The 25,281-nt window shown below is 65.4% G+C and carries 25 protein-coding genes; 9 read left to right on the forward strand and 16 right to left on the reverse strand.

All coding sequences use genetic code 11. The annotated features are described in order from the left end of the window. The first annotated feature begins 95 nt into the window (after positions 1 to 95). Positions 96 to 419 (forward strand): ArsR/SmtB family transcription factor, encoded by a 324-nt coding sequence (locus tag AC07PE_RS07060; protein WP_498762682.1) that lies wholly within the window; start codon positions 96 to 98, stop codon positions 417 to 419. Next, positions 416 to 1,423, forward strand: a complete 1,008-nt coding sequence (locus tag AC07PE_RS07065) for a cation diffusion facilitator family transporter (RefSeq protein WP_498762683.1) — start codon at positions 416 to 418, stop codon at positions 1,421 to 1,423. Before AC07PE_RS07060 ends, AC07PE_RS07065 begins: the two co-directional genes overlap by 4 nt. Positions 1,424 to 1,494: 71 nt before the next feature. Here AC07PE_RS07065 and cysK read toward each other — a convergent pair whose 3' ends face one another. Genes cysK through tcdA form a run of 3 tightly spaced genes read right to left on the reverse strand, consistent with a single transcriptional unit; the run spans position 1,495 to position 3,908 of the window. After that, positions 1,495 to 2,427, reverse strand: a complete 933-nt coding sequence (gene cysK / locus AC07PE_RS07070; RefSeq protein ID WP_498762684.1) for a cysteine synthase A — start codon at positions 2,425 to 2,427, stop codon at positions 1,495 to 1,497. A gap of 30 nt (positions 2,428 to 2,457) precedes the next feature. Then, positions 2,458 to 2,964 carry an FKBP-type peptidyl-prolyl cis-trans isomerase gene (locus AC07PE_RS07075; RefSeq protein WP_498762685.1) on the reverse strand — a complete coding sequence of 169 codons (507 nt, stop codon included), beginning with the start codon at positions 2,962 to 2,964 and terminating at the stop codon, positions 2,458 to 2,460. A gap of 35 nt (positions 2,965 to 2,999) precedes the next feature. Then, positions 3,000 to 3,908: a tRNA cyclic N6-threonylcarbamoyladenosine(37) synthase TcdA gene (tcdA, locus tag AC07PE_RS07080; protein WP_498762686.1), complete on the reverse strand. Its 909-nt coding sequence runs from the start codon at positions 3,906 to 3,908 to the stop codon at positions 3,000 to 3,002. A 99-nt stretch (positions 3,909 to 4,007) separates the two neighbouring features. Here tcdA and pdxH point away from each other — a divergent pair, with 99 nt between their 5' ends. Both pdxH and AC07PE_RS07090 read left to right on the forward strand, forming a co-directional pair. After that, the gene (gene pdxH / locus AC07PE_RS07085) at positions 4,008 to 5,252 is read left to right on the forward strand and encodes a pyridoxamine 5'-phosphate oxidase (RefSeq protein ID WP_498762687.1); all 1,245 of its coding nucleotides are present in this window, start codon (positions 4,008 to 4,010) and stop codon (positions 5,250 to 5,252) included. A gap of 54 nt (positions 5,253 to 5,306) precedes the next feature. After that, complete coding sequence (locus AC07PE_RS07090; RefSeq protein ID WP_498762688.1) at positions 5,307 to 6,554, forward strand: class I SAM-dependent methyltransferase; 1,248 nt, start codon at positions 5,307 to 5,309, stop codon at positions 6,552 to 6,554. Here the strand turns inward: AC07PE_RS07090 and msrA are convergent, their stop codons facing one another. Further along, a complete protein-coding gene (gene msrA / locus AC07PE_RS07095; protein ID WP_498762689.1) occupies positions 6,555 to 7,094 on the reverse strand; it encodes a peptide-methionine (S)-S-oxide reductase MsrA in 540 nt (179 codons plus the stop codon). Positions 7,095 to 7,210: 116 nt separating this feature from the next. Here msrA and AC07PE_RS07100 point away from each other — a divergent pair, with 116 nt between their 5' ends. From AC07PE_RS07100 to AC07PE_RS07120, 5 genes are all read left to right on the forward strand, one after another. Then, positions 7,211 to 7,711 (forward strand): flavin reductase family protein, encoded by a 501-nt coding sequence (locus AC07PE_RS07100; protein ID WP_498762690.1) that lies wholly within the window; start codon positions 7,211 to 7,213, stop codon positions 7,709 to 7,711. A 197-nt stretch (positions 7,712 to 7,908) separates the two neighbouring features. After that, positions 7,909 to 9,102, forward strand: coding sequence for an acyl-CoA dehydrogenase (locus AC07PE_RS07105; RefSeq protein ID WP_498762691.1), 1,194 nt, complete (start codon positions 7,909 to 7,911; stop codon positions 9,100 to 9,102). A gap of 99 nt (positions 9,103 to 9,201) precedes the next feature. Further along, positions 9,202 to 10,125, forward strand: a complete 924-nt coding sequence (locus AC07PE_RS07110) for a helix-turn-helix domain-containing protein (protein ID WP_498762692.1) — start codon at positions 9,202 to 9,204, stop codon at positions 10,123 to 10,125. Continuing rightward, on the forward strand, positions 10,091 to 11,548 hold the full coding sequence (locus tag AC07PE_RS07115) for a cytochrome P450 (protein ID WP_498762693.1): 1,458 nt from the start codon (positions 10,091 to 10,093) through the stop codon (positions 11,546 to 11,548). Before AC07PE_RS07110 ends, AC07PE_RS07115 begins: the two co-directional genes overlap by 35 nt. Continuing rightward, a complete protein-coding gene (locus tag AC07PE_RS07120) occupies positions 11,541 to 12,170 on the forward strand; it encodes a hypothetical protein (RefSeq protein WP_498762694.1) in 630 nt (209 codons plus the stop codon). Before AC07PE_RS07115 ends, AC07PE_RS07120 begins: the two co-directional genes overlap by 8 nt. A 51-nt stretch (positions 12,171 to 12,221) precedes the next feature. On the opposite strand, the gene AC07PE_RS07125 is transcribed toward AC07PE_RS07120, so the two are convergent. The 12 genes from AC07PE_RS07125 to AC07PE_RS07180 all read right to left on the reverse strand — a co-directional run bounded on the left by AC07PE_RS07125 (position 12,222) and on the right by AC07PE_RS07180 (position 25,120). Then, entirely contained in the window at positions 12,222 to 12,902 is a 681-nt protein-coding gene (locus AC07PE_RS07125) for an OmpW/AlkL family protein (protein WP_498762695.1), read from the reverse strand. Between the two features lie 28 nt (positions 12,903 to 12,930). Further along, positions 12,931 to 14,286 carry an SGNH/GDSL hydrolase family protein gene (locus tag AC07PE_RS07130; protein ID WP_498762696.1) on the reverse strand — a complete coding sequence of 452 codons (1,356 nt, stop codon included), beginning with the start codon at positions 14,284 to 14,286 and terminating at the stop codon, positions 12,931 to 12,933. Between the two features lie 220 nt (positions 14,287 to 14,506). Next, positions 14,507 to 16,018 carry an alpha/beta hydrolase family protein gene (locus tag AC07PE_RS07135; protein ID WP_498762697.1) on the reverse strand — a complete coding sequence of 504 codons (1,512 nt, stop codon included), beginning with the start codon at positions 16,016 to 16,018 and terminating at the stop codon, positions 14,507 to 14,509. A gap of 178 nt (positions 16,019 to 16,196) precedes the next feature. Then, positions 16,197 to 17,219 carry an L-threonylcarbamoyladenylate synthase gene (locus AC07PE_RS07140; RefSeq protein ID WP_498763005.1) on the reverse strand — a complete coding sequence of 341 codons (1,023 nt, stop codon included), beginning with the start codon at positions 17,217 to 17,219 and terminating at the stop codon, positions 16,197 to 16,199. Positions 17,220 to 17,233: 14 nt separating this feature from the next. Further along, positions 17,234 to 18,424, reverse strand: a complete 1,191-nt coding sequence (locus AC07PE_RS07145) for a 5-(carboxyamino)imidazole ribonucleotide synthase (RefSeq protein ID WP_498763007.1) — start codon at positions 18,422 to 18,424, stop codon at positions 17,234 to 17,236. Next, positions 18,424 to 18,924 carry a 5-(carboxyamino)imidazole ribonucleotide mutase gene (gene purE, locus AC07PE_RS07150; protein WP_498762698.1) on the reverse strand — a complete coding sequence of 167 codons (501 nt, stop codon included), beginning with the start codon at positions 18,922 to 18,924 and terminating at the stop codon, positions 18,424 to 18,426. The genes AC07PE_RS07145 and purE overlap by 1 nt, the downstream gene beginning before the upstream one ends. A gap of 3 nt (positions 18,925 to 18,927) precedes the next feature. Next, positions 18,928 to 19,824: a phosphoribosylaminoimidazolesuccinocarboxamide synthase gene (locus AC07PE_RS07155; RefSeq protein ID WP_498762699.1), complete on the reverse strand. Its 897-nt coding sequence runs from the start codon at positions 19,822 to 19,824 to the stop codon at positions 18,928 to 18,930. Positions 19,825 to 20,011: 187 nt separating this feature from the next. Further along, positions 20,012 to 21,076, reverse strand: a complete 1,065-nt coding sequence (gene fba / locus AC07PE_RS07160; protein ID WP_498762700.1) for a class II fructose-bisphosphate aldolase — start codon at positions 21,074 to 21,076, stop codon at positions 20,012 to 20,014. A gap of 181 nt (positions 21,077 to 21,257) precedes the next feature. Then, positions 21,258 to 22,727 (reverse strand): pyruvate kinase, encoded by a 1,470-nt coding sequence (gene pyk / locus AC07PE_RS07165; protein WP_498762701.1) that lies wholly within the window; start codon positions 22,725 to 22,727, stop codon positions 21,258 to 21,260. A 54-nt stretch (positions 22,728 to 22,781) separates the two neighbouring features. Beyond that, the gene (locus AC07PE_RS07170; RefSeq protein ID WP_498762702.1) at positions 22,782 to 23,984 is read right to left on the reverse strand and encodes a phosphoglycerate kinase; all 1,203 of its coding nucleotides are present in this window, start codon (positions 23,982 to 23,984) and stop codon (positions 22,782 to 22,784) included. Between the two features lie 46 nt (positions 23,985 to 24,030). Next, positions 24,031 to 24,375 (reverse strand): AzlD domain-containing protein, encoded by a 345-nt coding sequence (locus AC07PE_RS07175; RefSeq protein WP_498762703.1) that lies wholly within the window; start codon positions 24,373 to 24,375, stop codon positions 24,031 to 24,033. After that, a complete protein-coding gene (locus AC07PE_RS07180; protein WP_498762704.1) occupies positions 24,368 to 25,120 on the reverse strand; it encodes an AzlC family ABC transporter permease in 753 nt (250 codons plus the stop codon). The genes AC07PE_RS07175 and AC07PE_RS07180 overlap by 8 nt, the downstream gene beginning before the upstream one ends. Positions 25,121 to 25,281: the final 161 nt, after the last annotated feature.

A 25,281-nucleotide genomic window follows, 5' to 3' on the forward strand; every position in this document is an offset into this window, starting at 1 on the left:
TTCGGTTCAAGCTTTTATTCGGACGTAACAAAGATAAAACTTGCGCCGGACTGAAGCTTGCGCTTAACATGTGAACAGTTCTTCACATGTTAAAGATGAGCATCCCACACGACTTCGACTACCTGGTCGACGAACTCGCCGACCTCTTCCACCTGCTGGGCGACCCGACCCGGCTGCGCATCGTGCTGGCCTGCCTGGCGCAGCCGATTGCGGTAGGCGATATCGCGGCCAGCCTCGAGCTGTCCAGCTCCCTGGTCAGCCACCATCTGCGCCTGCTGCGTGCGGCGCGCATCGTCAAGGCCGAGCGCCAGGGCAAGCAGGTGTTCTACACCGCCGCCGACGCCCACATCAGCGGGCTGCTCGCCAACATGTTCGAACACCTCGCAGAACCTGACTCACCCAACGGAATAGACGCATGAGCCTTCACCACCATCACGACCACGGACATGGCCACGGCCACGGTCACCACCATCCGGCCCCGGCCGACGCCGGCCGCGCCTTCGTGCTGGCCATCGGCGTGAACATCGCCTTCGTCGCCATCGAGTTCTTCTATGGCTTCATCGCGAATTCGACTGCGCTGATGGCCGATGCCGGGCACAACCTGTCCGACGTGCTTGGCCTGGCCCTGGCCTGGGGCGCGGCACTGCTGGCCAAGCGCGCGCCGACGCGCAGCTTCACCTACGGCCTGCGCGGCACCTCGATCCTGGCGGCGCTGTTCAATGCGCTGCTGCTGATGGTGGCTTGCGGCGCCATCGCCTGGGAAGCGATTCACCGCTTCGCCCATCCCGAGCCGGTCGCCGGCACCACGGTGTCGATCGTGGCGGCCATCGGCGTGCTGATCAACGGTTTCTCGGCCTGGCTGTTCATGTCCGGCAGCAAGGACGACATCAATGTGCGCGGCGCCTACCTGCACATGGCGGCCGACGCTGCGCTGTCGCTAGGTGTTGTAGTGGCGGGCCTGGTCGTGATGTACACGGGCTGGACCTGGCTCGACCCGGCGGTCAGCCTGGTGATCGTGGTGATCATCGTGGGCGGTACCTGGTCGCTCATGAAGGAATCGATACAGCTGGTGCTGGCGGGCGTGCCGGCCAGCGTCGACGCGACCCAGGTCACGGCCTTCCTGACCGCGCAGACCGGCGTCACCGAAGTGCACGATGTCCACATCTGGGCGATGAGCACCACCGAGACCGCGCTGACGGCGCACCTGGTGATGCCGGACGGTTATCCGGGCGACGAGACGATCGACCACATCGTCGAGCACCTGCGCGAGGATTTTGCCATCCACCACTGCACGCTGCAGGTGGAACAAGGGACGACGAAGCACAGCAGCTGCGCGCTGCATGGGGCGCATGAGCATGAGCATGAGCACGACCACAATCATGACCACGATCACGGCCATGCCCACGCGGGCCACGCCCATTGAACATTGATACGTGGGCACGGTAGGGTGGGGTATTGAGGCCGGGGGCCTCAATACGAACGTGCCCACGCAAATTAACCAGCCAGGTTGGCGTACAGGGCAGTACTCAGATACCGCTCACCAAACGAAGGAATGATCGTCACGATCATCTTCCCCGCATTCTCCGGCCGCTTCGCCACCTGCACCGCGGCCCACAGCGCCGCGCCCGATGAGATCCCGACCAGCAGGCCCTCCTCGCGCGCAGCCGCGCGTGCGACCTCGAAGGCATCCTCGTTCCTGACGGTGATGACCTCGTCGTAGATCTTCGTATTCAGCACTTCCGGGATGAAGCCGGCGCCGATGCCCTGGATCGGGTGCGGGCCCTTGGTGCCTTTCGAGAGCATCGGCGAGGCTTCCGGCTCCACGGCGATTGCCTGGAAGCCGGGCTTGCGTTCCTTGATGACCTCGGCCACGCCGGTGATGGTGCCGCCGGTGCCGACGCCGGCCACCAGGATGTCGACCTTGCCGTCGGTGTCGCGCCAGATTTCCTCGGCCGTGGTGCGGCGGTGGACTTCCGGGTTGGCGGGATTGTTGAACTGTTGCGGCATGAAGCAGTTCGGGTCCGCGGCGACGATTTCCTCGGCGCGGCGGATCGCGCCCAGCATGCCTTCCGGACCCGGAGTAAGGACTAACTCAGCCCCATAGGCGCGCAGCAGCATGCGGCGCTCGTTGCTCATGGTCTCGGGCATGACGAGGCGGCAGCGGTAGCCGCGCGCCGCGCACACCATCGCCAGCGCGATGCCGGTGTTGCCGCTGGTGGGTTCGACGATGATGGTGTTGGGGCCGATCTTGCCGGCCTGCTCGGCGGCCTCGATCATGGCCCAGCCGATCCGGTCCTTGACGCTGTGGGCCGGGTTGTAGAACTCGAGCTTGGCGAGGATGTCCGCGCCGGCGCCCTGTGAAAGGCGCCGGATGCGCACCAGTGGAGTATTACCGATCAGTTCAGTAACGTCGTTCGCGATGCGCATGCAGACCTCCGCCTTAAGTTGTCATTTGACTTACTTCACGTCCAGCAGTTCCACGTCGAAGATGAGATCGGCATCCGGCGGGATGCCGCCGGGCGAGCCGCGCTTGCCGTAGGCGAGTTCGCTCGGGATGATCAGGGTGCGTTTGCCGCCCACCTTCATGCCGGCCACGCCCTGCTCCCAGCCCTTGATGACCATACCGGAACCGAGGCGGAAATCGAGTGGGCTGCGGCCGGCATCCAGCGAGGAGTCGAACTTGCGGCCGTGCTGCTTTTTGGCCATGGGCTTGTAGAGCCAGCCGGTGTAGTTGACGAAGACGGTGCTGCCGATCGTGGCTTCCTTGCCTTTGCCGACGACGGTGTCGATGACCTGGAGCTTGGGCGCGGTCGACTCGACGGTCTGCTGGGTTGGCTGGTCGGACGCCTGCTGGGCGCTGTCCGGGGTGGCGGCCGTGGTCTGGGCCGTGGTCTGGGTTGAGTCCTGCGCGGCGGCGGCGGTGGCAGCCAGCAGCAGGCTCAGGAAGGCGATGCGACGAATCATTGGGCCTCTTTCATGGTTCAGTAAAAAAACTGAACCTATGATAACAAGGCCTCTTCCGCTTGCACAGCATCGTTGGCCGCCGGCACGGCCGCATGCACGACAGCCGGCGCAGCGACGGCATTTGCCGCCTCCGCCATCTTGCGCAGCATGTGCCCGGCCGCGACCATGCCGAAGGTGGCGGTCACCACCATGCTCGAGCCGAAGCCCGCGCAGTTCAGGCCGGTGATGCTGTTGGCATCGATCTCGCAGGCGTCGCCGGCTTCCGGATAGCGCAGCGGCTGCATCGAGAACACGGCGTCGATGTGGTATTTGTTCTTTTCGCCCTTGGCAAACCCGTACTGGGCGCGCAGGATCTTGCGCACTTTCTTCAGCAGCGGTTCCTGCTCGGTACGGGCGAGATCGCGCACTTCGATCTTGGTCGGGTCGGTCTGGCCGCCGGCGCCGCCGATCACGATCAGCGGAATCGCATGGTCGCGGCAATGGGCGATCAGGGCCGCCTTGGCCTTGACGCTGTCGATGGCGTCGAACACGTAATCGAATTTGCCCGGCGCGACCATCTGCGGGATGTTGTCCGGGTCGATGAAATCCTCGACCAGCTCGACTTCGCAATAGGGGTTGATCAGCGCGATGCGCTGCTTCAGGGCCTCGATCTTCGGCATGCCGATGGTCGTCGACAGCGCCTGGATCTGGCGGTTGATGTTCGACTCGGCCACGTTGTCCAGGTCGATCAGGGTGAGTTTGCCGATGGCGCTGCGGGCCAAAGCCTCGACGATCCAGGAGCCGACCCCGCCCACGCCGATGACGCAAACGTGCGCCTTGCGGAAGCGTTCCAGTGCACGCTCACCGTAGAGACGGGCGATGCCGCCGAAGCGGCGCTCGAAGTCGACTTCGTCATCGAAGTCCGCGCCAGCCGGCGCAAGCAAGGAAGAAGAGAGTGTCGTCATGATCCCGCCATTTTACCGGACGGAATCCCCGTCCTTGCTCTAAAATAACTTTCAGTCAATCAAATATTTCGGTCGATTCACCCGTCCGCAACAGCCACCATGAACGAGCTTCTTCCAGACACCGCCCCCGATTTCGACCAGCCGGTCGCCGTGCTCAAGCATTGCCATGGACGCATCCGCAAGCAGCTGGCGACCCTGGAAAAACTGCTGGCCCATCTGCCCGAACACGGCGCCGACCAGCAGGCGCGCCAGGCCGCCACGGCCGTGCTGCGCTATTTCGAAAAGGCCGCCCACCTGCACCACGACGACGAGGAACAGGACCTGATCCCCATGCTGCGCGCCGTGGCCCGGGGCGAGGACGCCGCCACCCTGCAGGCGCTGGCGCCCGTGATCCTGCAGGACCACAAGGATATGGATGCGATGTGGCAAGACCTGCACGAGCAGCTGAGCGCCATCGCGGATGGCAGCGGCGCCCAGCTCTCGAGCAGCACCGTGCAGCGTTTCACGCAGCGCTACCTCAACCATATGGAGCGCGAGGAAAGCACAATGGCCCCAATGGCGCTGCGCTTGTTTGATGCACAGCAGATGAAGCAGCTGGGCCAGGCCATGCAGCGCCGCCGCGGCATCGAGCCTGCTGCGGCGGACGTGCCGGACGTTGCAATGCCGGGCGGCAGCGTGGCTGCGCCGGCAAGCACCGCATCGGTCGGTGAGCGCGTGGCCGACCTGCGCAAGGACTACGGCCAGGCCAGCCTCGACGAGAAGGACGTCGCCGACGATCCGATCCAGCAGTTCACCCGCTGGTTCGAGGAAGCCCTGAAGGCCGAGGTCAACGAGCCGAATGCGATGGGCGTCTCGACCGTCGACGAGCGCGGCCGGCCGAGCTCGCGCATCGTGCTGATCAAGCAATTCGACGAGCGCGGTTTCACCTGGTACACGAATTACGATAGCCAGAAGGGAAAACAACTGAACGGCAATCCATTTGCATCTCTGCTATTCTTTTGGAGTGAACTTGAACGGCAGGTGCGAATCGAAGGAAAGGTCGAGCGTACCTCAGCCGAGGAAAGCGATAAATACTTCAACAGCCGGCCACTGAAGAGCCGGCTGTCGGCGATTGCGTCCCAACAGAGCGCGCCGATCGCCAGCCGCGCAGACCTCGAACACAACTACGAGGACGTTGCGCGACAGTGTGGAGAGACGCCCCAGCGGCCAGACAACTGGGGCGGTTTTCGACTGGTGCCGGAACGGATCGAGTTCTGGCAGGGGCGGCGTTCACGCTTCCACGACCGTGTCGTGTACACGCGTCAGGAAGACGGTAGCTGGACGCGGCAGCGTTTGCAACCGTAAGGGGCTTCAAGGCCGCGAAGGTTCGGCGAAGCTCCGTCAGTTGGAGGACTTCGCGTGTTCGACCAGATCAAGTTATCCGCCTGGACCGCAGGCATCCGTGACAAATACAACCTGCCCTTGCGCGTCGAACTATGGAACGGCGAGCAGGTCGATTTGTCGTCCGAACAGCCGCGCGTGAAGATCCGCGTGCCGAGCCCCGGAAGCCTGCGCTACCTGCTGTCGCCGACCCTCGGCAACCTGGGCGAGGCCTATGTCGAAGGCGCGCTCGAGATCGAGGGACGGGCGGCCGACATGATCCAGATCGGCAATTCCCTGGCCGAATCGACCGGCAAGCCGGCCCGCCACAGCCGGATGGCGAGCGCCCTGCGCATGGTCTCGCCGCACACGCGCGAAAAGGACGCCGAGGCGATCCGCTATCACTACGACGTCTCCAACGCCTTCTACAAGGAATTCCTCGATCCCGGCATGGTGTATTCCTGCGCCTACTTCGAGACCGGCGACGAAGACCTGGCCACCGCGCAGACGAAAAAAATCGACCACATCCTCACCAAGATCGGCGTGCAGCCGGGCCATACCCTGCTCGACATCGGCTGCGGCTGGGGTGCGCTGGTGCTGCGGGCGGCGCAGAAATTCGGCGCCCGTTGCGTCGGCGTGACGCTGTCGCAGAATCAGTTCGAGCTGGCGCGCGAGCGGGTGGCGCGGGCCGGATTGCAGGACCGCGTCGAGATCCGCCTGCAGGATTACCGCGACGTTGCCGGCGAGTTCGACCGGATCACCAGCGTCGGCATGTTCGAGCACGTCGGCGTGCAGCACCTGTCCGAGTACTTCGGCCGCATCAATCAACTGCTGGCGTCGGGCGGCGTCGCGATGAACCACGGCATCACGACCACCGACGTCGAGCAGCGCGCCAGTCCCTGGGGCGGCGGCGAGTTCATCGACCGCTACGTGTTTCCGCACGGCGAGCTGGCCCACCTGTCCACCGTCATCCGCACCATGCAGGAAGGCGGGCTCGAAGTGCGCGACGTGGAAAACCTGCGCCGCCACTATGCGCGCACCTGCGCGCTGTGGACCGAAAACTTCGAGAGCAATGCCGAGCGCATCCGCCAGCTGGCCGATCCCAAGACCTTCCGCATCTGGCACGTCTACCTGGCCGGCTGCGCCTATGCCTTCGCGCACGACTGGATCAGCCTGTACCAGATCGTGTGCGGCAAGGCGGGGCAGGATCCGGCGCAGATGCCGTGGTCGCGGCGGTATATGTATGACGGCAGCGGCGCGGTCGACCTGCTGTCGACCAGGCATTGATTACTTCATGCGGTCGGCGAAGGTCTTGCGGAACTTCGCCACCTTCGGCGCCACCACGAAGGCGCAGTAGCCCTGCAGCGGGTGCTGCGCGAAATAATTCTGGTGGTAATCCTCTGCCTTGTGCCAGGTCTCTTCCGGCAGCACCTGGGTGACGATGGGCGCGTCCCACACGGCCGCCATCTCCGCGATCACCTTGCGCGCCGTCGCTTCCTGTTCCGGCGAGGTGGTGAAGATGACGGAGCGGTACTGGGTGCCGACATCGTTGCCCTGGCGGTTCAGGGTGGTCGGGTCGTGGATGGTGAAGAAGATTTCGAGGATGTCGCGGTAGGAAATGACGTTCGGATCGAACTCCAGGCGCACCACTTCCGCGTGCCCGGTGGTGCCGGCGCACACTTGCTCATAGGTCGGGTTGGCGGCGGTGCCGCCCATGTAGCCGGATTCGACGCGGGTCACGCCGCGCGCTTCCAGGTACACCGCTTCCAGGCACCAGAAACAGCCGCCGCCCAGGATTGCCACTTCGCTTGCCGATTGCTGGCTCATACGATGTCCTTGGGAGGGTTTTGTTCAGACTTCACTGTAACCGAAAGCGCACGGCTGTGCATTTCCCAGGTGAAGCGACTCCAGGCAGCCGGACCGTTGGTGGCATAATGGCGTAGATGAACACCAGCTCTCCCCGCTCCTCCGAGCGCGGTTTCGATTCCGCGCATTTCCGCCAGGCCCTGTCCCAGTTTGCGACGGGCGTCACCGTCATTACCACCCGCCTGGCCGACGGCAGTTTCCGCGGGCTGACCGCCAGCTCCTTCAATTCCGTCTCGCTGGAACCGCCGCTGGTGCTGTGGAGCCTTTCCGACAAGGCCAACAGCATGCCCATTTTCACGGGCAACTCGCACTACGTGATCAACGTGCTCTCCGCCGGCCAGGAAGAACTGGCGCGGCGCTTCTCCCGCCGCGGCGCCGATCCCTTCGCCAGCACCGATTACGAACTCTCGCGCACCGGCCAGCCCATCCTGAAAGGCGTGGCCGCCTGGTTCGAATGCCATAACCGCAGCCGCTACCCGGAAGGCGACCACGTGATCTTCGTCGGCGAAGTCGAAGAATGCGCCGCGCATCCGCAGCCGGCGCTGATCTTCCACGGCGGCCAGTTCGGCACGACATAGACGGGGTCAGAGCCCGGTTTTGATTGGGGGGGCTCTGACCCCGAAGTTCAGTGGCGGCGTGCTTTCAGTGAGAAAGTGAAAATAACTGTCGCCATTTCAAAAGCCGCAAGCCCCCGCGATTCCTATAATGCCTAGACTCGGGCGGCGCCAGACCGCCCCACGTCCAACAAGATTCTTCTGAGACAGGAGTCCCGTGCATGAGCCGTTCCGATTCGCCCCGCAAAGCCCAGTTCCATTGGGATGACCCGCTGCTGCTGAACGAGCAGCTGACTGATGAAGAGCGCATGGTGCGCGACGCCGCCGCCGCGTATTGCCAGGACAAGCTCAAGCCCCGCGTCCTCGAAGCCTTCCGCCACGAGACCATGGACGTGTCTATCTTCCGCGAAATGGGCGAACTCGGCCTGCTGGGCCCGACCATTCCGGAGCAATACGGCGGCCCGGGCCTGAACTACGTCAGCTACGGCCTCATCGCGCGCGAAGTCGAGCGCGTCGATTCCGGCTACCGCTCGATGATGAGCGTGCAGTCCTCGCTGGTGATGGTGCCGATCTACGAGTTCGGCAATGAAGCGACCAAACAGAAATACCTGCCGAAACTGGCCACCGGCGAATGGATCGGCTGCTTCGGCCTGACCGAGCCGAACCACGGCTCCGACCCGGCCTCGATGATCACCCGCGCCCGCAAGGTTGACGGCGGCTATTCGCTCACCGGCTCGAAGATGTGGATCACCAACTCCCCGGTCGCCGACGTGTTCGTGGTCTGGGCCAAGGACGACGAAGGCGCGATCCGCGGCTTCGTGCTCGAGAAGGGGTGGAAAGGCCTGTCGGCCCCGGCCATCCACGGCAAGTTCGGCCTGCGCGCCTCGGTCACCGGCGAAATCGTCATGGACGAGGTGTTCTGCCCGGAAGAAAACGCTTTCCCGGACGTGCGCGGCCTGAAAGGTCCGTTCACCTGCCTGAACTCCGCCCGCTACGGCATCGCCTGGGGCGCGCTGGGCGCGGCGGAAGACTGCTGGCACACCGCGCGCCAGTACGTGCTGGACCGCAAGCAGTTCGGCAAGCCACTCGCCGCCAACCAGCTGGTGCAGAAGAAACTGGCCGACATGCAGACCGAGATCACTCTGGGCCTGCAAGGCTGCCTGCGCCTCGGCCGCATGAAGGACGAGGGCACGGCCGCGGTCGAGATCACCTCGATCATGAAGCGCAATTCCTGCGGCAAGTCGCTGGACATCGCCCGCACCGCACGTGACATGCTCGGCGGTAACGGCATCTCGGACGAGTTCGGCATCATCCGCCACATGGTCAACCTCGAGGTGGTCAACACCTACGAAGGCACCCACGACATCCACGCCCTGATCCTGGGCCGTGCGCAGACCGGCATCGCGGCTTTCTAATCCCGGCTGTGTCCCGTGAAAACCCGCCTTCGAGCGGGTTTTTTTACGTCCGGCATGTCGCGATCGTTCTATATTGCTGGGAATGACAATTCCACAATCATGACCATGAATGCTCCGTCCTCCCTGCGCTCGCCAGTCGCTCGCCTCTACCAGCCCTCGGTGGAGGTATCGCCCTTCGTGCGCGCCTTCATGCTGCGCGACACGCGCGATTGTGCGCTGCAGGGCGAGCAGCTGCTGAACCGCTTCCCGGCCAGCGCGCACTGCGTGCTGACCTGGTTCCTGGAGGGCGAGGCCGAGCTGCTGAGCGATGCCGGCGGCCAGCAGGGCCTGGTGCTGTCGGGCTGCGTGGTCAGCGGTTGCCAGACCCAGCCCTTCGTCTCGCGCAACCGCGGCGACACCTACGGCTTCATGGCGATGTTCTATCCGGATGCCTTCCAGTCCCTGTTCGGCGTCGACCTGGCGGCCCTGCAGAACAAATTCGTCGATGCGCACGCGGTGCTGCCGGCGCGCGGACGCGAACTGGTGGAGGCCGTGTTCGCAGCCGCTTCGAACGCCGCGCGCCAGAGCCTGGTCGAAGCCTGCATCACCGGGCACGCGCAACACCACAAGCTGCCGGCCTGGCTGCGCATCCGCCGCATGGGCAGCCGCATCACCCTGGGCATGGCCGCCGGCCTGCTCGGGATCGGCCCGCGCCAGCTGCAGCGCCTGGCCCTGCGCGAAGCGGGCGCCAATCTGCAGACCCTGAATCGCCTGCGCCGCGGCGAGCGCAGTTTCCTCGCCGCCCAGCGGCGCCACCTGGCCGGCCAGCCCATCGACTGGGCGGATCACGCGCTCGACTGCGACTACGCCGACCAGTCGCACATGGCGCGCGAATGCAAGGCGCAGACCGGGCGCACGCCGGCCCAGCTGGCGCGCGACGCCATGTGCCAAGAAGCCGACTGGGTCTACCGGCTGGAGTTTGCCGACGAATTCACCAAGGACGATGACGATGACGACCATCCCCCGCCCGCCCGGTCCGCGTGACCGCGCCTTCGGCCTGCGCCTGCTGGCCGACATGGAAGGCGACTACCTCGGCTTCTGGCGCGCAGCGCAGCGCCAATACGGCGATACGGTCTACATGCGCCACAGCTGGCTCCACCACTACGCCTTCATGCACCCGGACCAGGTGCGCGAGGCGCTGGTCGACAAGGCGCGCTCCTTCATCCGCTACGAGCAGCACATCGCGGTCATGCGCCAGCTGCACGGGAACAGCCTCCTGATGAGCGAAGGCGCTACCTGGCAGCGCCAGCGCCGCACCCTGCAGCCCGCCTTCAGCCCGAAGCGCTTCGACGCCTACGCAGGCCAGGTGACGGCGGCGGCAGCGCGTGCTTTCGGCAGCCTGCCGGCCGACGGCGCCACCGCCATCGACGCCGAGCACACGATGAACATGCTGGCCATGGACATCATCCTGCGGACCATGTTCGGCAGCCGCGTCGAGGAAGACACGGCGCGCATCGAACAGGCAATCCGCACCCTGTCCGCGATCGGCTACGCCGAGATGTTCCTCCCCTTCGCGATTCCCGCCTGGGCCCCGCTGCCGCGCCAGGCCGCCAAGCGCCGCGAATTGCGCCTGCTCGACGGGCTGGTGCGCTCGCACATCCGCGAACGCCGCGCCGCGATCGCCGCCGGTACCAACCCCAGCGCAGGCGCGGGCGAGGACCTGCTCGGCATGCTGCTGACGGCGCGCGACGAGGACGGCGATGGCGCCCTGCTGCGCGACGATGAAGTCCGCGACCAGCTGATGACCATCTTCCTGGCCGGCCACGAAACCACCGCCACCGCGCTGGCCTGGGCGGCGTGGGCGCTGGCTGCCGACCTGGCGCTCGCCGCGCGCGTGGCGGCTGAAGTCGACGGCGTGCTCGGTGCGCGTGCGCCGGCGATGGCCGACCTGCCGCGCCTTCCCCTGCTGGCGGCCGTGGTCAAGGAAACCCTGCGCCGCTATCCGCCGGTGCCCGGGGTGCTGATGCGGCGCGCGATCGAGGACGTGCAGATCGGCGACTGGCTGGTACCCAAAGGCAGCCTGGTGACGATGCCCTTCTTCGTCCCGCAAGGCGACGCGCGCTGGTTCGCCCAGCCCGAAGGCTTCGACCCGGACCGCTTCCTGGGAGACGCGGCGCGCGAGCAGCGGCGCGGCGCGTATATCCCCTTCGGTGCCGGACCGCGGGTCTGCATCGGCAACGGCTTCGCCACCATGGAGATGACGCTGGCGCTGGCCATGCTGGTGCAGCGCTTCACGCTCGCGCCGGCGCCGGGCCAGGGCGTGCCCGAAGCGAAGATGCAAGTGACGCTGCGGCCCGCAGGCGGCTTGCGGCTGGTGCTGGCAGCACGCGTCCCCGGTCCCGCGCACGCCGCGCCGGCGCCGGCGCCTTCGTCGGGCAATCTGCACGCCTGCCCCTTCCATGGATAGGCGCATCGACCTGCCACGCCGGCTGCACCGCACTGCGGCCTTCGTCACCGGTCTGTATGTGCTGGTGCACCTGGCGAACCATCTCGCCGCCTTGAAAAGTATCGCAGCGCACATCGCCTTCATGGAGGCGGCCAGAAACATCACCCGCGTGCCGGCGGTCGAGGCGCTGCTGCTGCTTGGCGTGGCCGTGCAGGCGGGGTCGGGGCTGCGGCTGCTGTGGCGCCGCCGCGGGCAGCGCCGCTTGCTGTTCGACCGGCTGCAGGCGCTGTCGGGCGCCTATCTCGCCTTCTTCCTGGCGGTGCACGTGGTCTCGGTGCTGTTCGGCCGCACGCTGCTCGGCCTGGACACCAACTTCTGGTTTGCCGCGGCCGGCCTGCAGGTCAAGCCGTATCCCCTGTTCTTCGTGCCCTACTACGGCCTGGCGGTGACGGCGCTGTTCGTTCATCTGGCCTGCGCACTGCGGCGTCACCTGCCGGCCCGCATGCCGCTGGCTTCGCGCACGCGCCTGGCCTGGGGCGGCATTGCGCTGGGCGGCGTGCTGGCGGTGCTGATCGTCGCGGCCTTCAGCGGCGCCTTCTACGCCATCGACCTGCCGCCCGCCTACCGCGCCACGTTTTCCTGACTCCCATAAAAAAACCCCGCCGCAGCGGGGTTTTCCGTACCGGCGATCGGCTTAGAACTTGTAGCCGACCGAGATCAGGTAGGCGTTCGGATCAAGCTTCACGTGCTGGAACTGCCCGGTCGAGAAGTGCACGTCGGTGCGCACGCGGGTCTTGATGAAGGCCGCGTTGGCGAACCAGTGCTGGCTGATATTCGCCTGCACGCCAACCTGGCCGGAGTACGTCCACTTGTTGTCGATGCTGAAGGTGGTCGGGGTGCCGGCGCCTGGATTGGTCAGGGCGGTCATGCCGAACGAGCCGGTCTCCTTGAAAAACATCGCGCGGGTGACGCCGAGGCCGACATACGGACGGAACGGGGTATCCGGCTGGAAGAAGCGGTATTGCAGCAAGGCGATCGCCGGCGCAGCCTTGACGGTGCCCAGCTGGCCGGTGCCCTGGATCGCGCCGGCGCCGTACAGCTTGTGCTTGTACGGCACGCCGATTGCGGTTTCAACCGAGATGTTGTCCGTCAGGCCGTAGTTCAGCAGCACCATCGGAGTGCTGTCCTTGCTCACATCCGCCAGCGAATTCGGCAAGGCCGGCGCCGAAATCGGGCCACTTTCCACTTTCGGCACCAGCTGGCTGACGCCGACGGACATGGCAAACTGACCCTTCGACTGCGCCATGGCGCTGGTCGCCACAGCCAGAGCACCACCGGCAACCAGCAGTTTCACGACATTGATACGTGCGTTCATAGATTCTCCTGATTCTTATTCTTGAAAATTACAGCCAGCCCTTGACGGTCATCTGCTCCAGCACATAGCGCGCGATCAGCGAGTACTCGAACGGGGTCGGGTGCACCAGGTCGGCGAACATGTAGTGGCTGACGTCGCCAGCGATCAGGTTGTTCTTGTTGCAGACCAGCGAGGAGCCGAGCGGGTTCTTGGCAGTGCTCAGGTCGCAAGCCGGGCTGGTGGTGTTGGTCAGGCCGTACGGTGCCGGGTTGATAGCCTGGTCGTGGCTGACGGATGCCAGGTCGACGTACAGCACTTTCGGCTCGGCGCCGACGGCGGCCTTCAGCTGCGAGTTGAAGGCATCGACCATGGCGGCGATCAGCTTCTGGGTATCGGCCGACTGTGCCTTGGCCGACGGCGAGATCGACACGTCCGGCAGGTTGTTCACAACCACATAACCTGCGCCGTTGGCCAGGATCTGGTTCTTGACCAGCACGCCCAGTTCGGCGCCGGCGGTGGCCATGTTCTTGACCAGGTCGGCACCGTGAGCGGCGGAGTAGGCATTGCCGGCCGCGGTTGCAGCAGCGCCGGCGGTGCCGCCGATGGTGGCTGCGTTGGCGACGGCGGCGGTGTTGCCGTTCTGCGCGGCAGCGCCGATCGCGGCGGCGATGATGGTCTGCGGGGTAGCGGTCGGCTTGGCGGCTTCGGCCTGGATCGCTGCGCCGATGGCGGCTGCGCCGGTTGCCGGGTTGGTAGTGCCCGGGGCCAGCTGGGTCACCAGGCTCTGTGCCAGTGCCTGGCCGCCGGCGGCGGTGGCAGCGGCGGACAGTTCGCCCAGCTGCTCCAGCGCGTCGTTGCCGCCTGCCATCACGATGACCAGTTCATCGCTCTTGAACTTGCCGCCGACCTTTTTCAGGTGGTTGGCGATCTGGGTGACGACCGGCACGGTCATCTGGCCCAGCGAGACGGCGCCCGGCTTGTCCAGCGCCTTGTTGCCCGGGCCGATCGGGTTGGTCACGCGGGCGCCGCCCTGGGCGTAGTTGAAGCACTCCGGATGGTCGACCACCGGGACCGAGAAGCCGGCGGCGGCAGTGCCGAGCAAGCCGGTCTGAGCAGCGCATGGGGCCGGCAGGCCGAGCTGGGCTGCAATCAGGGTGGTGTAGTTCTTGCCGGTCAGTTCAGGGCTGACCGAGGTGTTGTTGCCGTTGATGGTGTACTGGCCGCCACCGAGCTGTGCAACAGCGCCGACGGCATAGGTGCCGACGTCGGAAAGGCTGTCGCCGAAAGTGATCTGGTTGCTGAACTTGGTCTTGGGCGTCTGGTTGCCGGCGCTCGGGCCGTTGCCACCGCAGGCGGTCAGAACGGCTGCGGTCAGCAGTGCGAGCGCGAAAGAGGTCTTACGCATTGTGTCTCCTAGATGAGGTTTTCTTTGCTTTTGAAACGAACGCCCGTGCTATTCGTATCACAACTAATATGCCAGTGTTCAGCTTGGTTGTATAGGGAAAGCCTTCTGTATCGTGCTTGGGCAACATTATTTGCAACACGGTACAGATGAAGCCGGCAGCGCTGGCGATTATAGCAACGCAGCCGAGCTTGTCATACGTAAAAAGTGTATTTGGGCAGCCTTAACGCGCCAGCACGGACTGGAAGTAATCCCGTGTAGCGGCCATGCAAAACGGCGCAACCAGACCCGCGTGATAACTGGACGCGACGGCGCCATCGCCGTTGGCCGCACGCAGGATGGTCCTGGCCGCGACGAAGCCCGATTTGGCGCTGCGGTAGGGGTCGTTCAGGCTGGGCGTGTCGTCGATGTCGAGCTCGGTGATCGCGGCGCCGCGCGCGCGGAAGTAGGCCGCTGCCGCCGTGGTATTGAAGTAAGGCACGGTTGGGTCGTCGTGGCCGCCGCACAGCAGGGTCGGCGCCATCGGCAGATAGCTGCGCAGGTCGTTGCGCACCAGCCATTTGCGCAGGCTGTGCGCGGGCGCGCAGTTCAGCGGCGCGCTGGCGCTCCCCTCGCAGGGATGGGCCGCCATGTCGGCAAGATACGCGGCGCGGTAATCGCTGCGGATCAGGTTGCCGGCGCCGAAGTACTGGGTATGGCCCGGCGTCTGCGGCATCGAGTCGGCGGCAAACAAGGCGGTGGCCGGTAGCCTGCCCAGGCTGACCAGTTCGCTGCTGCCCAGGGTGCCCGGCACCAGGTCCGTAATGGTGGCGGCGTACTGCGCCTCGTAGACGTCGCCGGGCTTGCCGTAGATGGCCGCGCTGGCGTGCTGGGCCGCGTTGATGATGGTCGGCACGATCACGGTCGCGCCATCGCGCGGCGCCCCGCCGAACAAATCGTCGCCGAAGCGCGAAATCGCATACGGACCCGACATGCCGGCCGCTGCGGTGAGCGTGAACTCGGCGTTGTTCAGGTCCTGCATCGCGCGCTGGGCCGCCAGCGCTACATAGCCGCCCTGGGAATAGCCGGTCACCAACAGCTTGCCGGAATCGCGCACGCCGATGGACGTAAAACTGCTGCGCGCCGCACGCAGGGCGTCGATCATGTCGGCCCCTTCCTGCGTGCGGTCGAGATAGGGGTGGTAGCCGAGCGAGGAACCGCCGTAGCCGGCGTAATTCGGCGCCACGACGATGAAGCCCTGGGCCGCGAACACGGCGGCGGCCAGGCGCGCTTCCGTGTTGTTGGCGATGTCCGCCATGTCATAGGACTTCTGCAGCGAGGTGCCGTGGGCGTACAGCAGCACCGGGCGCGAATTGCTGCAGGAGTTGCCGCTGCCGGTCGGCACGAAGATGGCCGCGCTGGCATCGGTGGCCTCGCCGGCGCCGCCGATGGTGTTGTAGTGCACGCGGTAGACCGAGACCGAACACTGCGGCTGGCCGGCCACCGCCAGGGTGCCGGTCTGGGCCGATTCGAGGAAGCCGGCCAGTACGGACGGCGACAGGGTGGTCAAGCTGTTGCCGGCGATACTCACGGCGACGGAAGCTGCCTGGCCGACCAGGCTGCCGCGGACGGGGGCCGGGAGCGGTGCGGGATTGGTGACGCCGACCGGGGTGCCGCCGGTGGTGGTGCCGCCGCTGCAAGCGGCAAGCAGCATGCCCAGGCTGAGGCTGAGGCCCAGGGTGTGGAGCGAACGCATGGGGATGTCCTTCTGACAAAACGAGGCTGCAAAACACGTCGTCCCCGCGAAAGCGGGGACCCATACTCAGCCACGGATCACGCGGCGTATGGGTCCCCGCCTGCGCGGGGACGACGGTCGAACTAAATTTCCGACAAGCATGCACTCCGCATGCGTTTTTGAGAAGACCCGGTTTGTATCAGAAGGTAGGAGTGTTGTTTATCAGCCCGTGCACGATCCCGCTCGACCCGTGCGCAGCCCTGCGCAGGCGGTCGTTGACACCCAGCCAGGCGCCATCCTGCGGCGGCGCCTCGACCAGAATCAGGTCGGCGCCGGCGCCGTCCATCGCGCGCAGCGCGGCGTACAGCGCGTGGGCAAAGCCTTCCGGCGTGGCCGGCAGCGCGACCTCGGCATGCGTTTGCGGCAAGGCCGAGTAATGGATCAGCGCGACCTTGCGCCCTGCCCCATGCAGGCGTTCCAGGGTGGAGGCCAGGGTGGCGGTGTCCTGCATCGCCACCGGCGTGTGCGGCGCGTAATGCGATTCCAGCGTGCCGGATGCGCGCGGCGCCGCCGCATCCGGACGGGCCGGCATGCGGTCGATCACGGCGGCAATCGCCTCGGCCGAGATATGGCCGGGACGCAGCAGCACCGGACCATGGGTGGCCAGGCGCGACAGGTCGACGATGGTCGATTCGATCCCGACCTCGCTCTGGCCGCCGTCCAGCACCGCGGCGATGCGCGGATCGGCCCCGAATTCGTCGCGCACGTGCTGTGCGGTGGTCGGGCTGACGTGGCCGAACTTGTTGGCGGAAGGCGCCGCCACGCCGCCCTTGCCGCCCTTGAAGGCTTGCAGCATGCGGATCGCCACCGGGTGCGAGGGGCAGCGGATGCCGACCGTGTCCTGGCCGCCGGAGACGGCGTCGGGGATGTTGGCCGCGCGCTTGAGGATCATGGTGAGCGGGCCGGGCCAGAAGGCTTCGGCCAGCTGGCGTGCTTCGGACGGGATGTCGGCGCACCAGTAATCGAGCGGCGCGCCGGGCGCCACGTGGACAATCACAGGATGGTCCTGCGGACGGCCCTTGGCGGCATAGATGGCCGCGACCGCCGCCGGGTTCTCGGCGTCGGCGCCGAGTCCGTACACGGTCTCGGTCGGGAAGGCGACCAGGCTGCCGGCTTCGAGCGCGCGTGCGCCCGCGTCGATGTCAGCCTGGCTTGCTTCCATTGCTTGTTGCTGGGTCACGGCGCGATTCCCAAAATGGCGCAGGCAGCCTCGAACTGGCGCTGTGCTTCATCCAGCGTCGGCGCGACGAAGGTCACGTGGCCCATCTTGCGGCCGCGGCGCGGGTCGTCCTTGCCGTACAGGTGCAGGTTGGCGCCCGGCAGGGCCAGCACCCTGTCCCAGGCCGGTTCACGCACCGTGTCACCATCGAACCAGACATCGCCCAGGATGTTCAGCATGACGGCCTGCGAATGCTGGCGCACATCGCCCAGCGGCAGGCGCGCCATCGCCCTCACCTGCTGCGCGAACTGGCTGGTGACGCAGGCGTCGATGGTGTAGTGGCCGCTGTTGTGCGGACGCGGCGCCATCTCGTTGACGACCAGCGAACCATCCGCCAGCACGAAGAACTCGATGCACAGCACGCCCACGTAACCGAGTTCGGCGACGATCGCGCGCGCGGCATCCTGCGCCTTGCGCGCGCAGTCTTGCGACACGTTCGGGCCCGGCACGGTGGTGGTGAACAGGATGCCGTCGCGGTGCACGTTCTCGGCGATCGGATACACCACCGAAGCGCCGTCATGGCCGCGCGCGGTCAGCACGGAAACCTCGTAGGCCAGCGGCAGCATCTTCTCCAGCAGGCAGGTGACCTTGCCCATGGATTCGAAGGCGGCGCGCACGTCCTCGCGCGAGCGCACGCGCACCTGGCCCTTGCCGTCGTAGCCCATGCGCACCGTTTTCAGGATGCCGGGCAGCAGATCGTCCGGGATGGCATCGACGTCTGCCTGCGATGCGATGACCTTGTACGGCGCCGGCATCACGCCGGATTTACTTGCGCAGGCCACGAAGAAGGATTTCTCGGCGATGCGGTCCTGGGCCACCGACACGCCATGCGCGTTCGGGGCCACGAAGACTTGCTGCGCCAGTTTGCTCAGGCTGTCGGCCGGGACGTTCTCGAATTCGGTGGTCACGGCTGCGCACTGGCTTGCCAGCGCATCGAGGCCGGCGGCATCCGTGTAGCCGGCCTCGATCAGGCGCTCGGCGACCTGCCCGGCCGGGCAATCGGCGCTCGGCTCCAGCACCGCGACCTTGAAACCCATGGCTTGCGCAGCCTGGGCGAACATGCGGCCCAGCTGGCCGCCACCCATCACGCCCAGCCAGGTGGACGGGTTGGCGGCGGGCAGCAGGGGCTTGGTCTCTTGATTACTCATCATTCCAGCGGCAGGGTCATGGCCTTGGCGGCGGCAGTCTGCCTGGCGCGGAAGTCTTCCAGCTGCGCAGCCAGTGCATCGTCGGTGGCGGCCAGGATGGCGACTGCGGTCAGGGCCGCATTCGCGGCGCCGGCCTCGCCGATGGCGAAGGTCGACACCGGCACGCCCTTCGGCATCTGCACGATGGACAGCAGCGAATCCTCGCCGCGCAGGTAGCGCGAAGGCACCGGCACGCCCAGCACCGGCACGATGGTCTTGGCGGCCACCATGCCCGGCAGGTGGGCAGCGCCGCCGGCGCCGGCGATGATCGCGCGCAGCCCGCGGCTACGCGCGCTTTCGGCATACGCGAACATCTCGTCCGGCATGCGGTGGGCCGAGATCACCTGCGCTTCATGCGGCACGCCGAACTGCTTCAGGATGGCGACCGCATGCTGCATCACGTCCCAATCAGAATTGGAACCCATGATCACGCCGACCAATGGCTTGTTGTTCTCTGCCATTGCTCAGACCTTCAGCTTCTCGCCGGTCAGGCGTTCGATGGCTTCGAAATACTTGGCCTGGGTCTTGTCGATCACGTCCTGCGGCAGCGGCGGCGCCGGCGGGGTCTTTTTCCATTCGGTCAAAGTTTCCAGGTAGTCGCGCACGAACTGCTTGTCGAAGGACGGTGGCGACATGTCCGGGGCGTACGAATCCGCCGGCCAGAAGCGCGAGGAATCGGCGGTCAGGACTTCGTCCATCAGGTGCAGCACGCCGTTCTCGTCGAGGCCGAATTCGAACTTGGTGTCGGCGATGATGATGCCGCGCTCGGCCGCGTACTTCGATGCGGCGTTGTACAGCTTGATGCTGACGTCGCGGATCTTCTCGGCCAGTTCGATGCCGATGCGGTGCTCCATCTCCTCAAAGCTGATGTTCTCGTCGTGCTCGCCCAGGTCGGCCTTGGCGGCCGGGGTGAACAGCGGCTCGGGCAGCTTGTCGGCCTGGCGCAGGCCGGCCGGCAGGTGGATGCCGCAGATGGCGCCGTTGGCCTGATAATCCTTCCAGCCGGAACCGATGATATAGCCACGCACCACCGCCTCGACCATGATCGGCTTGAGACGCTTGGCGACCACGGCGCGCCCCTTGACCTGCTCCACTTCCTCAGGCGCCACCACGGATTCCGGCGCCACGCCGGTCAGGTGGTTCGGCACGATGTGGCCGAGTTTGTCGAACCAGAAATCGCTCATCTGGTTGAGCACCATGCCCTTGCCGGGAATCGGCTCGTTCATCACGACGTCGAAGGCCGACAGGCGGTCGGTGGTGACGATCAGGATCTTGTCGTCGCCAACGGCATAGTTGTCACGGACCTTGCCGCGGCCGAGCAGTGGCAGGGAGGAAATAGTGGATTGGTAGAGGCTTTTCATAGAGGGGGTATCTTGATAAAGCGAAACCGGCGGGGGGCCGCCGGTGAGGAAGTGCGTAATTTTACGTCAATTCTTGATGCGGTGCCGCATCGAGCCGTCATTCCCGCGAAAGCGGGAATCCATACTGAGCCACTTGGCACGCGGCGTATGGGTTCCCGCTTTCGCGGGAACGACGGCGACAAAACGATTACTGAACGATCTGCGCCAGTTCGCCAGCCTTGTAACGCTCGGCCATCTTCTCCAGCGGCACCGGCTTGATCTTCGAGGCCATGCCTTCGCAGCCGAAGGAGATGTAGCGCGCCTTGCAGATCTGGGTGGCGGCTTCGCGGGCCGGCTTCAGGAAGTCGCGCGGGTCGAACTTCGACGGGTTCTCGAACATGTACTTGCGAACCGCAGCCGTCATCGCCAGGCGGATGTCGGTGTCGATGTTGATCTTGCGGACGCCGTGACGAATGCCTTCCTGGATCTCTTCGACCGGCACGCCATAGGTTTCCTTCATGTCGCCGCCGAATTCGCGGATGATCGCCAGCAGGTCCTGAGGCACCGACGAGGAACCGTGCATCACCAGGTGGGTGTTTGGGATGCGCGCGTGGATTTCCTTGATGCGGTCGATGGCCAGGATGTCGCCGGTCGGCTGGCGGGTGAACTTGTAGGCGCCGTGCGAGGTGCCGATCGCGATCGCCAGCGCGTCGCACTGGGTGCGCGCGACGAAGTCGGCGGCCTGGGCCACGTCGGTCAGCAGCTCTTCGCGGGTCATGGTGCGGTCCGCGCCGTGGCCGTCTTCCTTGTCGCCCTTCATGGTTTCCAGCGAACCGAGCACGCCCAGTTCGGCTTCGACGGTCACGCCGATCGAGTGCGAGAACTTGACGACTTCGCGCGACACTTCGACGTTGTACTCATAGGAAGCGACCGACTTGCCGTCGGCTTCCAGCGAGCCGTCCATCATGACAGACGTGAAGCCCGAACGGATCGCGGCCATGCAGACGGCCGGCGACTGCCCGTGGTCCTGGTGCATGACGACCGGGATGTGCGGGTAGGCTTCGACGGCGGCGTCGATCAGGTGGCGCAGGAAGGCTTCGCCGGCATACTTGCGGGCGCCGGCCGACGCCTGCATGATCACCGGGCTGTTGGTGGCATCGGCCGCGGCCATGATGGCCTGGACCTGCTCCAGGTTGTTGACGTTAAAAGCCGGCAGGCCATAGCCGTTTTCGGCGGCGTGGTCCAGCAGTTGACGCATTGATACGAGTGCCATGATGTAGCTCCAAACAATAAAAAAACCTGTGTGTGGAACCTCGATTAACCCGTACGCTCTTCTTATTGTTGCCACGTAGTTCCCGCGAAGGCGGGAACCCAAGTTAGACGCGTAACGTCAACTCACGCAAAACTTGGATTCCCGCCTTCGCGGGAATGACGGCATTAAGCGTTGCAGGGTGTTACGAGGATTCCTTCAAAAAATTCTCTGCATCGCCAACGCGCACGATCTTCAGCGCATTGGTGCCGCCGGCCTGCCCCATCGGCGAGCCCCAGGTTACAACGATCAGGTCGCCCTTGCGTACGACGCCTTCGCGCATGAGGAGTTCCTCTGCCTTGCGCAGCACGGCGTGGCTGCCGCCTTCCTGCAGCAGGTGGAAGGATCGCACGTTGCGGTACAGCGAAGCCTTGCGCTGCGTCGTCTGCGACGGGGTCAGGGCGAAGATCGGCGTATCGATCGAGTGGCGCGACATCCACAACGCGGTCGAGCCCGATTCGGTCAGGGCCACGATGGCCTTCACGCCCAGGTGGTGGGCGGTGAACAGGGTGCCGTAGGCGATCGACTGGTCGATGCGGGTGAACTTCACGTTCAGGAAGTCGGCTTCGAGCTTGTTGTACTCGGACTGCTCGGCTTCCACGCAAATTGCCGACATCATCTCGACGGTTTCGATCGGGTACTTGCCCGATGCGGTCTCGGCCGAGGTCATCACGGCGTCGGTGCCGTCCAGCACGGCGTTGGCCACGTCCGACACTTCGGCGCGGGTCGGCACGGCGTTGACGATCATCGACTCCATCATCTGGGTCGCGGTGATCGCCAGCTTGTTCGATTCGCGCGCCATGCGGATCATGCGCTTCTGCAGCGCCGGCACGGCCGCGTTGCCGACTTCGACCGCCAGGTCGCCGCGGGCGACCATGATGCCGTCGGAGGCGTCCAGGATTTCCTGCAGCACCGGAATCGCTTCGGCGCGCTCGATCTTCGCGATCATCATCGGCTTGTGGCCGAAGGGCTCGCCGGCGATGTTCGCCAGCTGGCGCGCCATTTCCATGTCGGTCGCGTTCTTCGGGAACGAAATCGCCAGGTAGTCGGCCTGGAAGCTCATCGCGGTCTTGATGTCTTCCATGTCCTTCGAGGTCAGCGCCGGCGCGGTCAGGCCGCCGCCCTGGCGGTTGATGCCCTTGTTGTTCGAGAGTTCGCCGCCGACCTTGGTCGTGGTGTAGATCTCGCTGCCGACCACCTTGTCGACGACCAGCACGATCAGGCCGTCGTTCAGCAGCAGCTTGTCGCCCGGCTTGACGTCGCGCGGCAGTGCCTTGTAGTCGAGGCCGACGCGTTCCTGGTTGCCCAGCTCGCCGTTCTCGCCCCACTTGGCGTCGAGGATGAAGGCATCGCCGTTGTTCAGGAAGATCTTGCCGTTCTCGAACTTACCGACGCGAATCTTCGGACCCTGCATGTCGGCCATGATCGCCACTTCGCGGCCGCACTCGGCGGCGGCGCGGCGTACCAGGGCAGCGCGATCGATGTGGTCCTGGGCCCTGCCATGCGAGAAGTTCAGGCGGACGACGTCGACGCCTGCGCGAATCATCTTGACGAGAATATCGAAATCGGTCGATGCGGGGCCGATGGTTGCTACGATCTTGGTGCCACGGTACATGGTTATCCTTCAATGAAAAGCGCAGCCTGGGGCTGCGCTAGGGTCTCACTCAGCTTATTTTGCGCTGCGTTGCAGCAGGATCTCCACTGCCGGCAGCGTCTTCCCTTCGAGGAACTCAAGGAAGGCGCCGCCGCCGGTCGAGATATAGCCGATCTGGTCGGCAATATTGTATTTTGCGATGGCAGCCAGGGTGTCGCCGCCGCCGGCGATCGAGAAGCCCTTCGACTGCGCAATGGCCGTCGCCAGGGTCTTCGTACCCTCGGCGAACTGGTCGAACTCGAACACGCCCACCGGGCCGTTCCAGACGATGGTGCCGGCCTTGGCGATCTGGTCCGCCAGCTGGGCCGCGGTCTTCGGACCGATGTCCAGGATCATGTCGTCGTCGGCAACGTCTGCCACGTTCTTGACGGTCGCGGCGGCGGTCGGCGAAAACTCTTTCGCGCACACCACGTCCACCGGGATTGGCACGGTCGCGCCACGTGCGGCCATCTTGTCAATGATGGTTTTCGCCTCGCCGACCAGGTCGGCTTCCATCAGCGACTTGCCGACGTTCAGGCCGACGGCCTTCATGAAGGTGTTGGCGATGCCGCCGCCGACGATCAGGTTGTCGACCTTGTCGGCCAGGCTCTGCAGGATGGTCAGCTTGCTCGACACCTTCGAACCGGCGACGATGGCCAGCAGCGGGCGCTGCGGCGCGTGCAGGGCTTTACCCAGCGCGTCCAGTTCGGCGGCCAGCAGCGGGCCGGCGGCAACCACGGGCGCGAACTTGGCGATGCCGTGGGTGGTCGCTTCCGCGCGGTGGGCGGTGCCGAAGGCGTCGTTCACGTAGACGTCGCACAGCTTGGCCATCTTCTGGGCCAATGCATCGTCGTTTTTCTTTTCGCCCTTGTTGACGCGGCAGTTTTCCAGCAGCACGACCTGGCCCGGCGCGACATCCACGCCATCCACCCAGTTCTGCTTCAGCTCGACCGGCTGGCCCAGCAGCTCGGACAGGCGCTTGGCGACCGGCGCCAGGCTGTCTTCCGGCTTGAATTCGCCCTCGGTCGGACGGCCCAGGTGGGACGTCACCATCACGGCCGCGCCTGCCTGCAGGGCGTCGCGGATCGCGGGCACGGAGGCGCGCACGCGGGTATCTTCGGTGATGTTGCCGGCGTCGTCCTGCGGAACGTTGAGGTCGGCGCGGATGAAGACGCGCTTGCCTTTCAGCGCGCCTTGGTCGATCAGGTCTTGCAAGCGGGTGAAATTGAGGACAGCCATGTCAGCGTGGATCCGGTGGGGATTAGTGAAAAAACGTTATTTTACCTTAGCCGCTGTTGCCGAAAACATGAAACACACGCAACAGTGTCAGCACCAGCATGCCGAAGATGATGGTCTGCAGCATGGCGCGGCGCCACAGGTAGAACAGCAGCGCGGCAATGCCGGCCACCAGTTTCGGATTCGCCAGCGCCAGCTGCAGCTCGCCTTGCGGCCCCAGCAGCATGTCCGGAAAAACGATCGCGGCCAGCGCGCAGGCCGGCGCATAGCGCAGCATTTCCTGCACCCGCGGCGGAATCGTCACCTTGTGGCCGACCAGCCAGAAGGCGCTGCGCGTGCAGGCCGTGGCCACGCCCAGCACCAGGATCACGACCCAGATCTCCCAGTCAGCCATGGCTGATTCTGCCCCTTCGCTTGCGTTTTGCCATCGATTCCTCGAAGAACATGGCGGTGGCCATGCCGGCCAGCACCGCTGCCAGCAGACCCAGTTTATAGGGCAGCCCATGCGCGAGCACCGCCGTCACGCCGGCCACCAGCACGCCGCACAGGGCCGCGCTATTGATAATCAGGGGCACCATGATGCACAGGATGGCCAGCGTGCCGGCAAAGCCGAGCTGCCATTCGGCCGGGACGGCGCTGCCGAGGAAGATGCCGATCAGCGAGCCGATTTGCCAGGCGAACCAGTTCGGATACATCAGGCCTTTCAGGAAGGCCAGCTTGCCGGGCTCGGGCGCCGGGCTCGGGTAACGCTGCAGGAACAGGGCGATCGAGACGTCGCCGGAGATATAGCCGAGGTAGAAGCGCTGCCACAGCGGCAGGCGCGAGAAATGCGGGCCCAGCAGGGCGGAAAAGATCACGAAGCGCAGGTTGACGACCAGCGCCGTCAGGAAGATCACCCAGATCGGGGCGCCGGCGGCGATCAATGGCAGCGAGGCCAGCTGGGCGGAACCTGCGAACGCCACCAGGGTCATACCGCAGGCCTGGGCCACCGTCATCCCGCTCTTGACCATCGCCACCCCGACCACCATGCCCCAGGCGCCAATGCCGAACAGGGTAGGAAGACCGGTCTGGAAGCCTTCGCGCCAGCCGCGCGCATCCGCCTCAGGGTCGACCGGCAGCTCCGGGTGCGGCTGGTTCATGTCGCTTTCCTGCAACACGCATTTCTCCCATACTGAGCGGGAACCAAGGGCACGGCGAACGGATGACAAAGGGACATCGAACGGGATCTGGTGACAGTGCGAGAGAATTTCCTAGAGGGAAATCTACTCGACAATAATCGGCCCGTTATTCTACCGGAGCA

The organism is Telluria sp. GW821-FHT07G12, assembly GCF_059418525.1.

What these genes read in the sequence shown, in the direction of transcription:
- msrA (WP_498762689.1), bottom strand. Translation starts at nt 7,094, where the DNA reads ATGAGCCAGCAATCGGCAAGCGAAGTGGCAATCCTGGGCGGCGGCTGT.
- pdxH (WP_498762687.1), top strand. Translation starts at nt 4,008, where the DNA reads ATGAACGAGCTTCTTCCAGACACCGCCCCCGATTTCGACCAGCCGGTC.
- AC07PE_RS07065 (WP_498762683.1), top strand. Translation starts at nt 416, where the DNA reads ATGAGCCTTCACCACCATCACGACCACGGACATGGCCACGGCCACGGT.
- AC07PE_RS07180 (WP_498762704.1), bottom strand. Translation starts at nt 25,120, where the DNA reads ATGAACCAGCCGCACCCGGAGCTGCCGGTCGACCCTGAGGCGGATGCG.
- AC07PE_RS07100 (WP_498762690.1), top strand. Translation starts at nt 7,211, where the DNA reads ATGAACACCAGCTCTCCCCGCTCCTCCGAGCGCGGTTTCGATTCCGCG.
- AC07PE_RS07170 (WP_498762702.1), bottom strand. Translation starts at nt 23,984, where the DNA reads ATGGCTGTCCTCAATTTCACCCGCTTGCAAGACCTGATCGACCAAGGC.
- AC07PE_RS07175 (WP_498762703.1), bottom strand. Translation starts at nt 24,375, where the DNA reads ATGGCTGACTGGGAGATCTGGGTCGTGATCCTGGTGCTGGGCGTGGCC.
- AC07PE_RS07060 (WP_498762682.1), top strand. Translation starts at nt 96, where the DNA reads ATGAGCATCCCACACGACTTCGACTACCTGGTCGACGAACTCGCCGAC.
- AC07PE_RS07125 (WP_498762695.1), bottom strand. Translation starts at nt 12,902, where the DNA reads ATGAACGCACGTATCAATGTCGTGAAACTGCTGGTTGCCGGTGGTGCT.
- fba (WP_498762700.1), bottom strand. Translation starts at nt 21,076, where the DNA reads ATGGCACTCGTATCAATGCGTCAACTGCTGGACCACGCCGCCGAAAAC.
- cysK (WP_498762684.1), bottom strand. Translation starts at nt 2,427, where the DNA reads ATGCGCATCGCGAACGACGTTACTGAACTGATCGGTAATACTCCACTG.
- purE (WP_498762698.1), bottom strand. Translation starts at nt 18,924, where the DNA reads ATGGCAGAGAACAACAAGCCATTGGTCGGCGTGATCATGGGTTCCAAT.
- AC07PE_RS07110 (WP_498762692.1), top strand. Translation starts at nt 9,202, where the DNA reads ATGACCATGAATGCTCCGTCCTCCCTGCGCTCGCCAGTCGCTCGCCTC.
- pyk (WP_498762701.1), bottom strand. Translation starts at nt 22,727, where the DNA reads ATGTACCGTGGCACCAAGATCGTAGCAACCATCGGCCCCGCATCGACC.
- AC07PE_RS07130 (WP_498762696.1), bottom strand. Translation starts at nt 14,286, where the DNA reads ATGCGTAAGACCTCTTTCGCGCTCGCACTGCTGACCGCAGCCGTTCTG.
- AC07PE_RS07145 (WP_498763007.1), bottom strand. Translation starts at nt 18,424, where the DNA reads ATGAGTAATCAAGAGACCAAGCCCCTGCTGCCCGCCGCCAACCCGTCC.
- AC07PE_RS07075 (WP_498762685.1), bottom strand. Translation starts at nt 2,964, where the DNA reads ATGATTCGTCGCATCGCCTTCCTGAGCCTGCTGCTGGCTGCCACCGCC.
- AC07PE_RS07120 (WP_498762694.1), top strand. Translation starts at nt 11,541, where the DNA reads ATGGATAGGCGCATCGACCTGCCACGCCGGCTGCACCGCACTGCGGCC.
- tcdA (WP_498762686.1), bottom strand. Translation starts at nt 3,908, where the DNA reads ATGACGACACTCTCTTCTTCCTTGCTTGCGCCGGCTGGCGCGGACTTC.
- AC07PE_RS07105 (WP_498762691.1), top strand. Translation starts at nt 7,909, where the DNA reads ATGAGCCGTTCCGATTCGCCCCGCAAAGCCCAGTTCCATTGGGATGAC.
- AC07PE_RS07140 (WP_498763005.1), bottom strand. Translation starts at nt 17,219, where the DNA reads ATGGAAGCAAGCCAGGCTGACATCGACGCGGGCGCACGCGCGCTCGAA.
- AC07PE_RS07115 (WP_498762693.1), top strand. Translation starts at nt 10,091, where the DNA reads ATGACGACCATCCCCCGCCCGCCCGGTCCGCGTGACCGCGCCTTCGGC.
- AC07PE_RS07155 (WP_498762699.1), bottom strand. Translation starts at nt 19,824, where the DNA reads ATGAAAAGCCTCTACCAATCCACTATTTCCTCCCTGCCACTGCTCGGC.
- AC07PE_RS07135 (WP_498762697.1), bottom strand. Translation starts at nt 16,018, where the DNA reads ATGCGTTCGCTCCACACCCTGGGCCTCAGCCTCAGCCTGGGCATGCTG.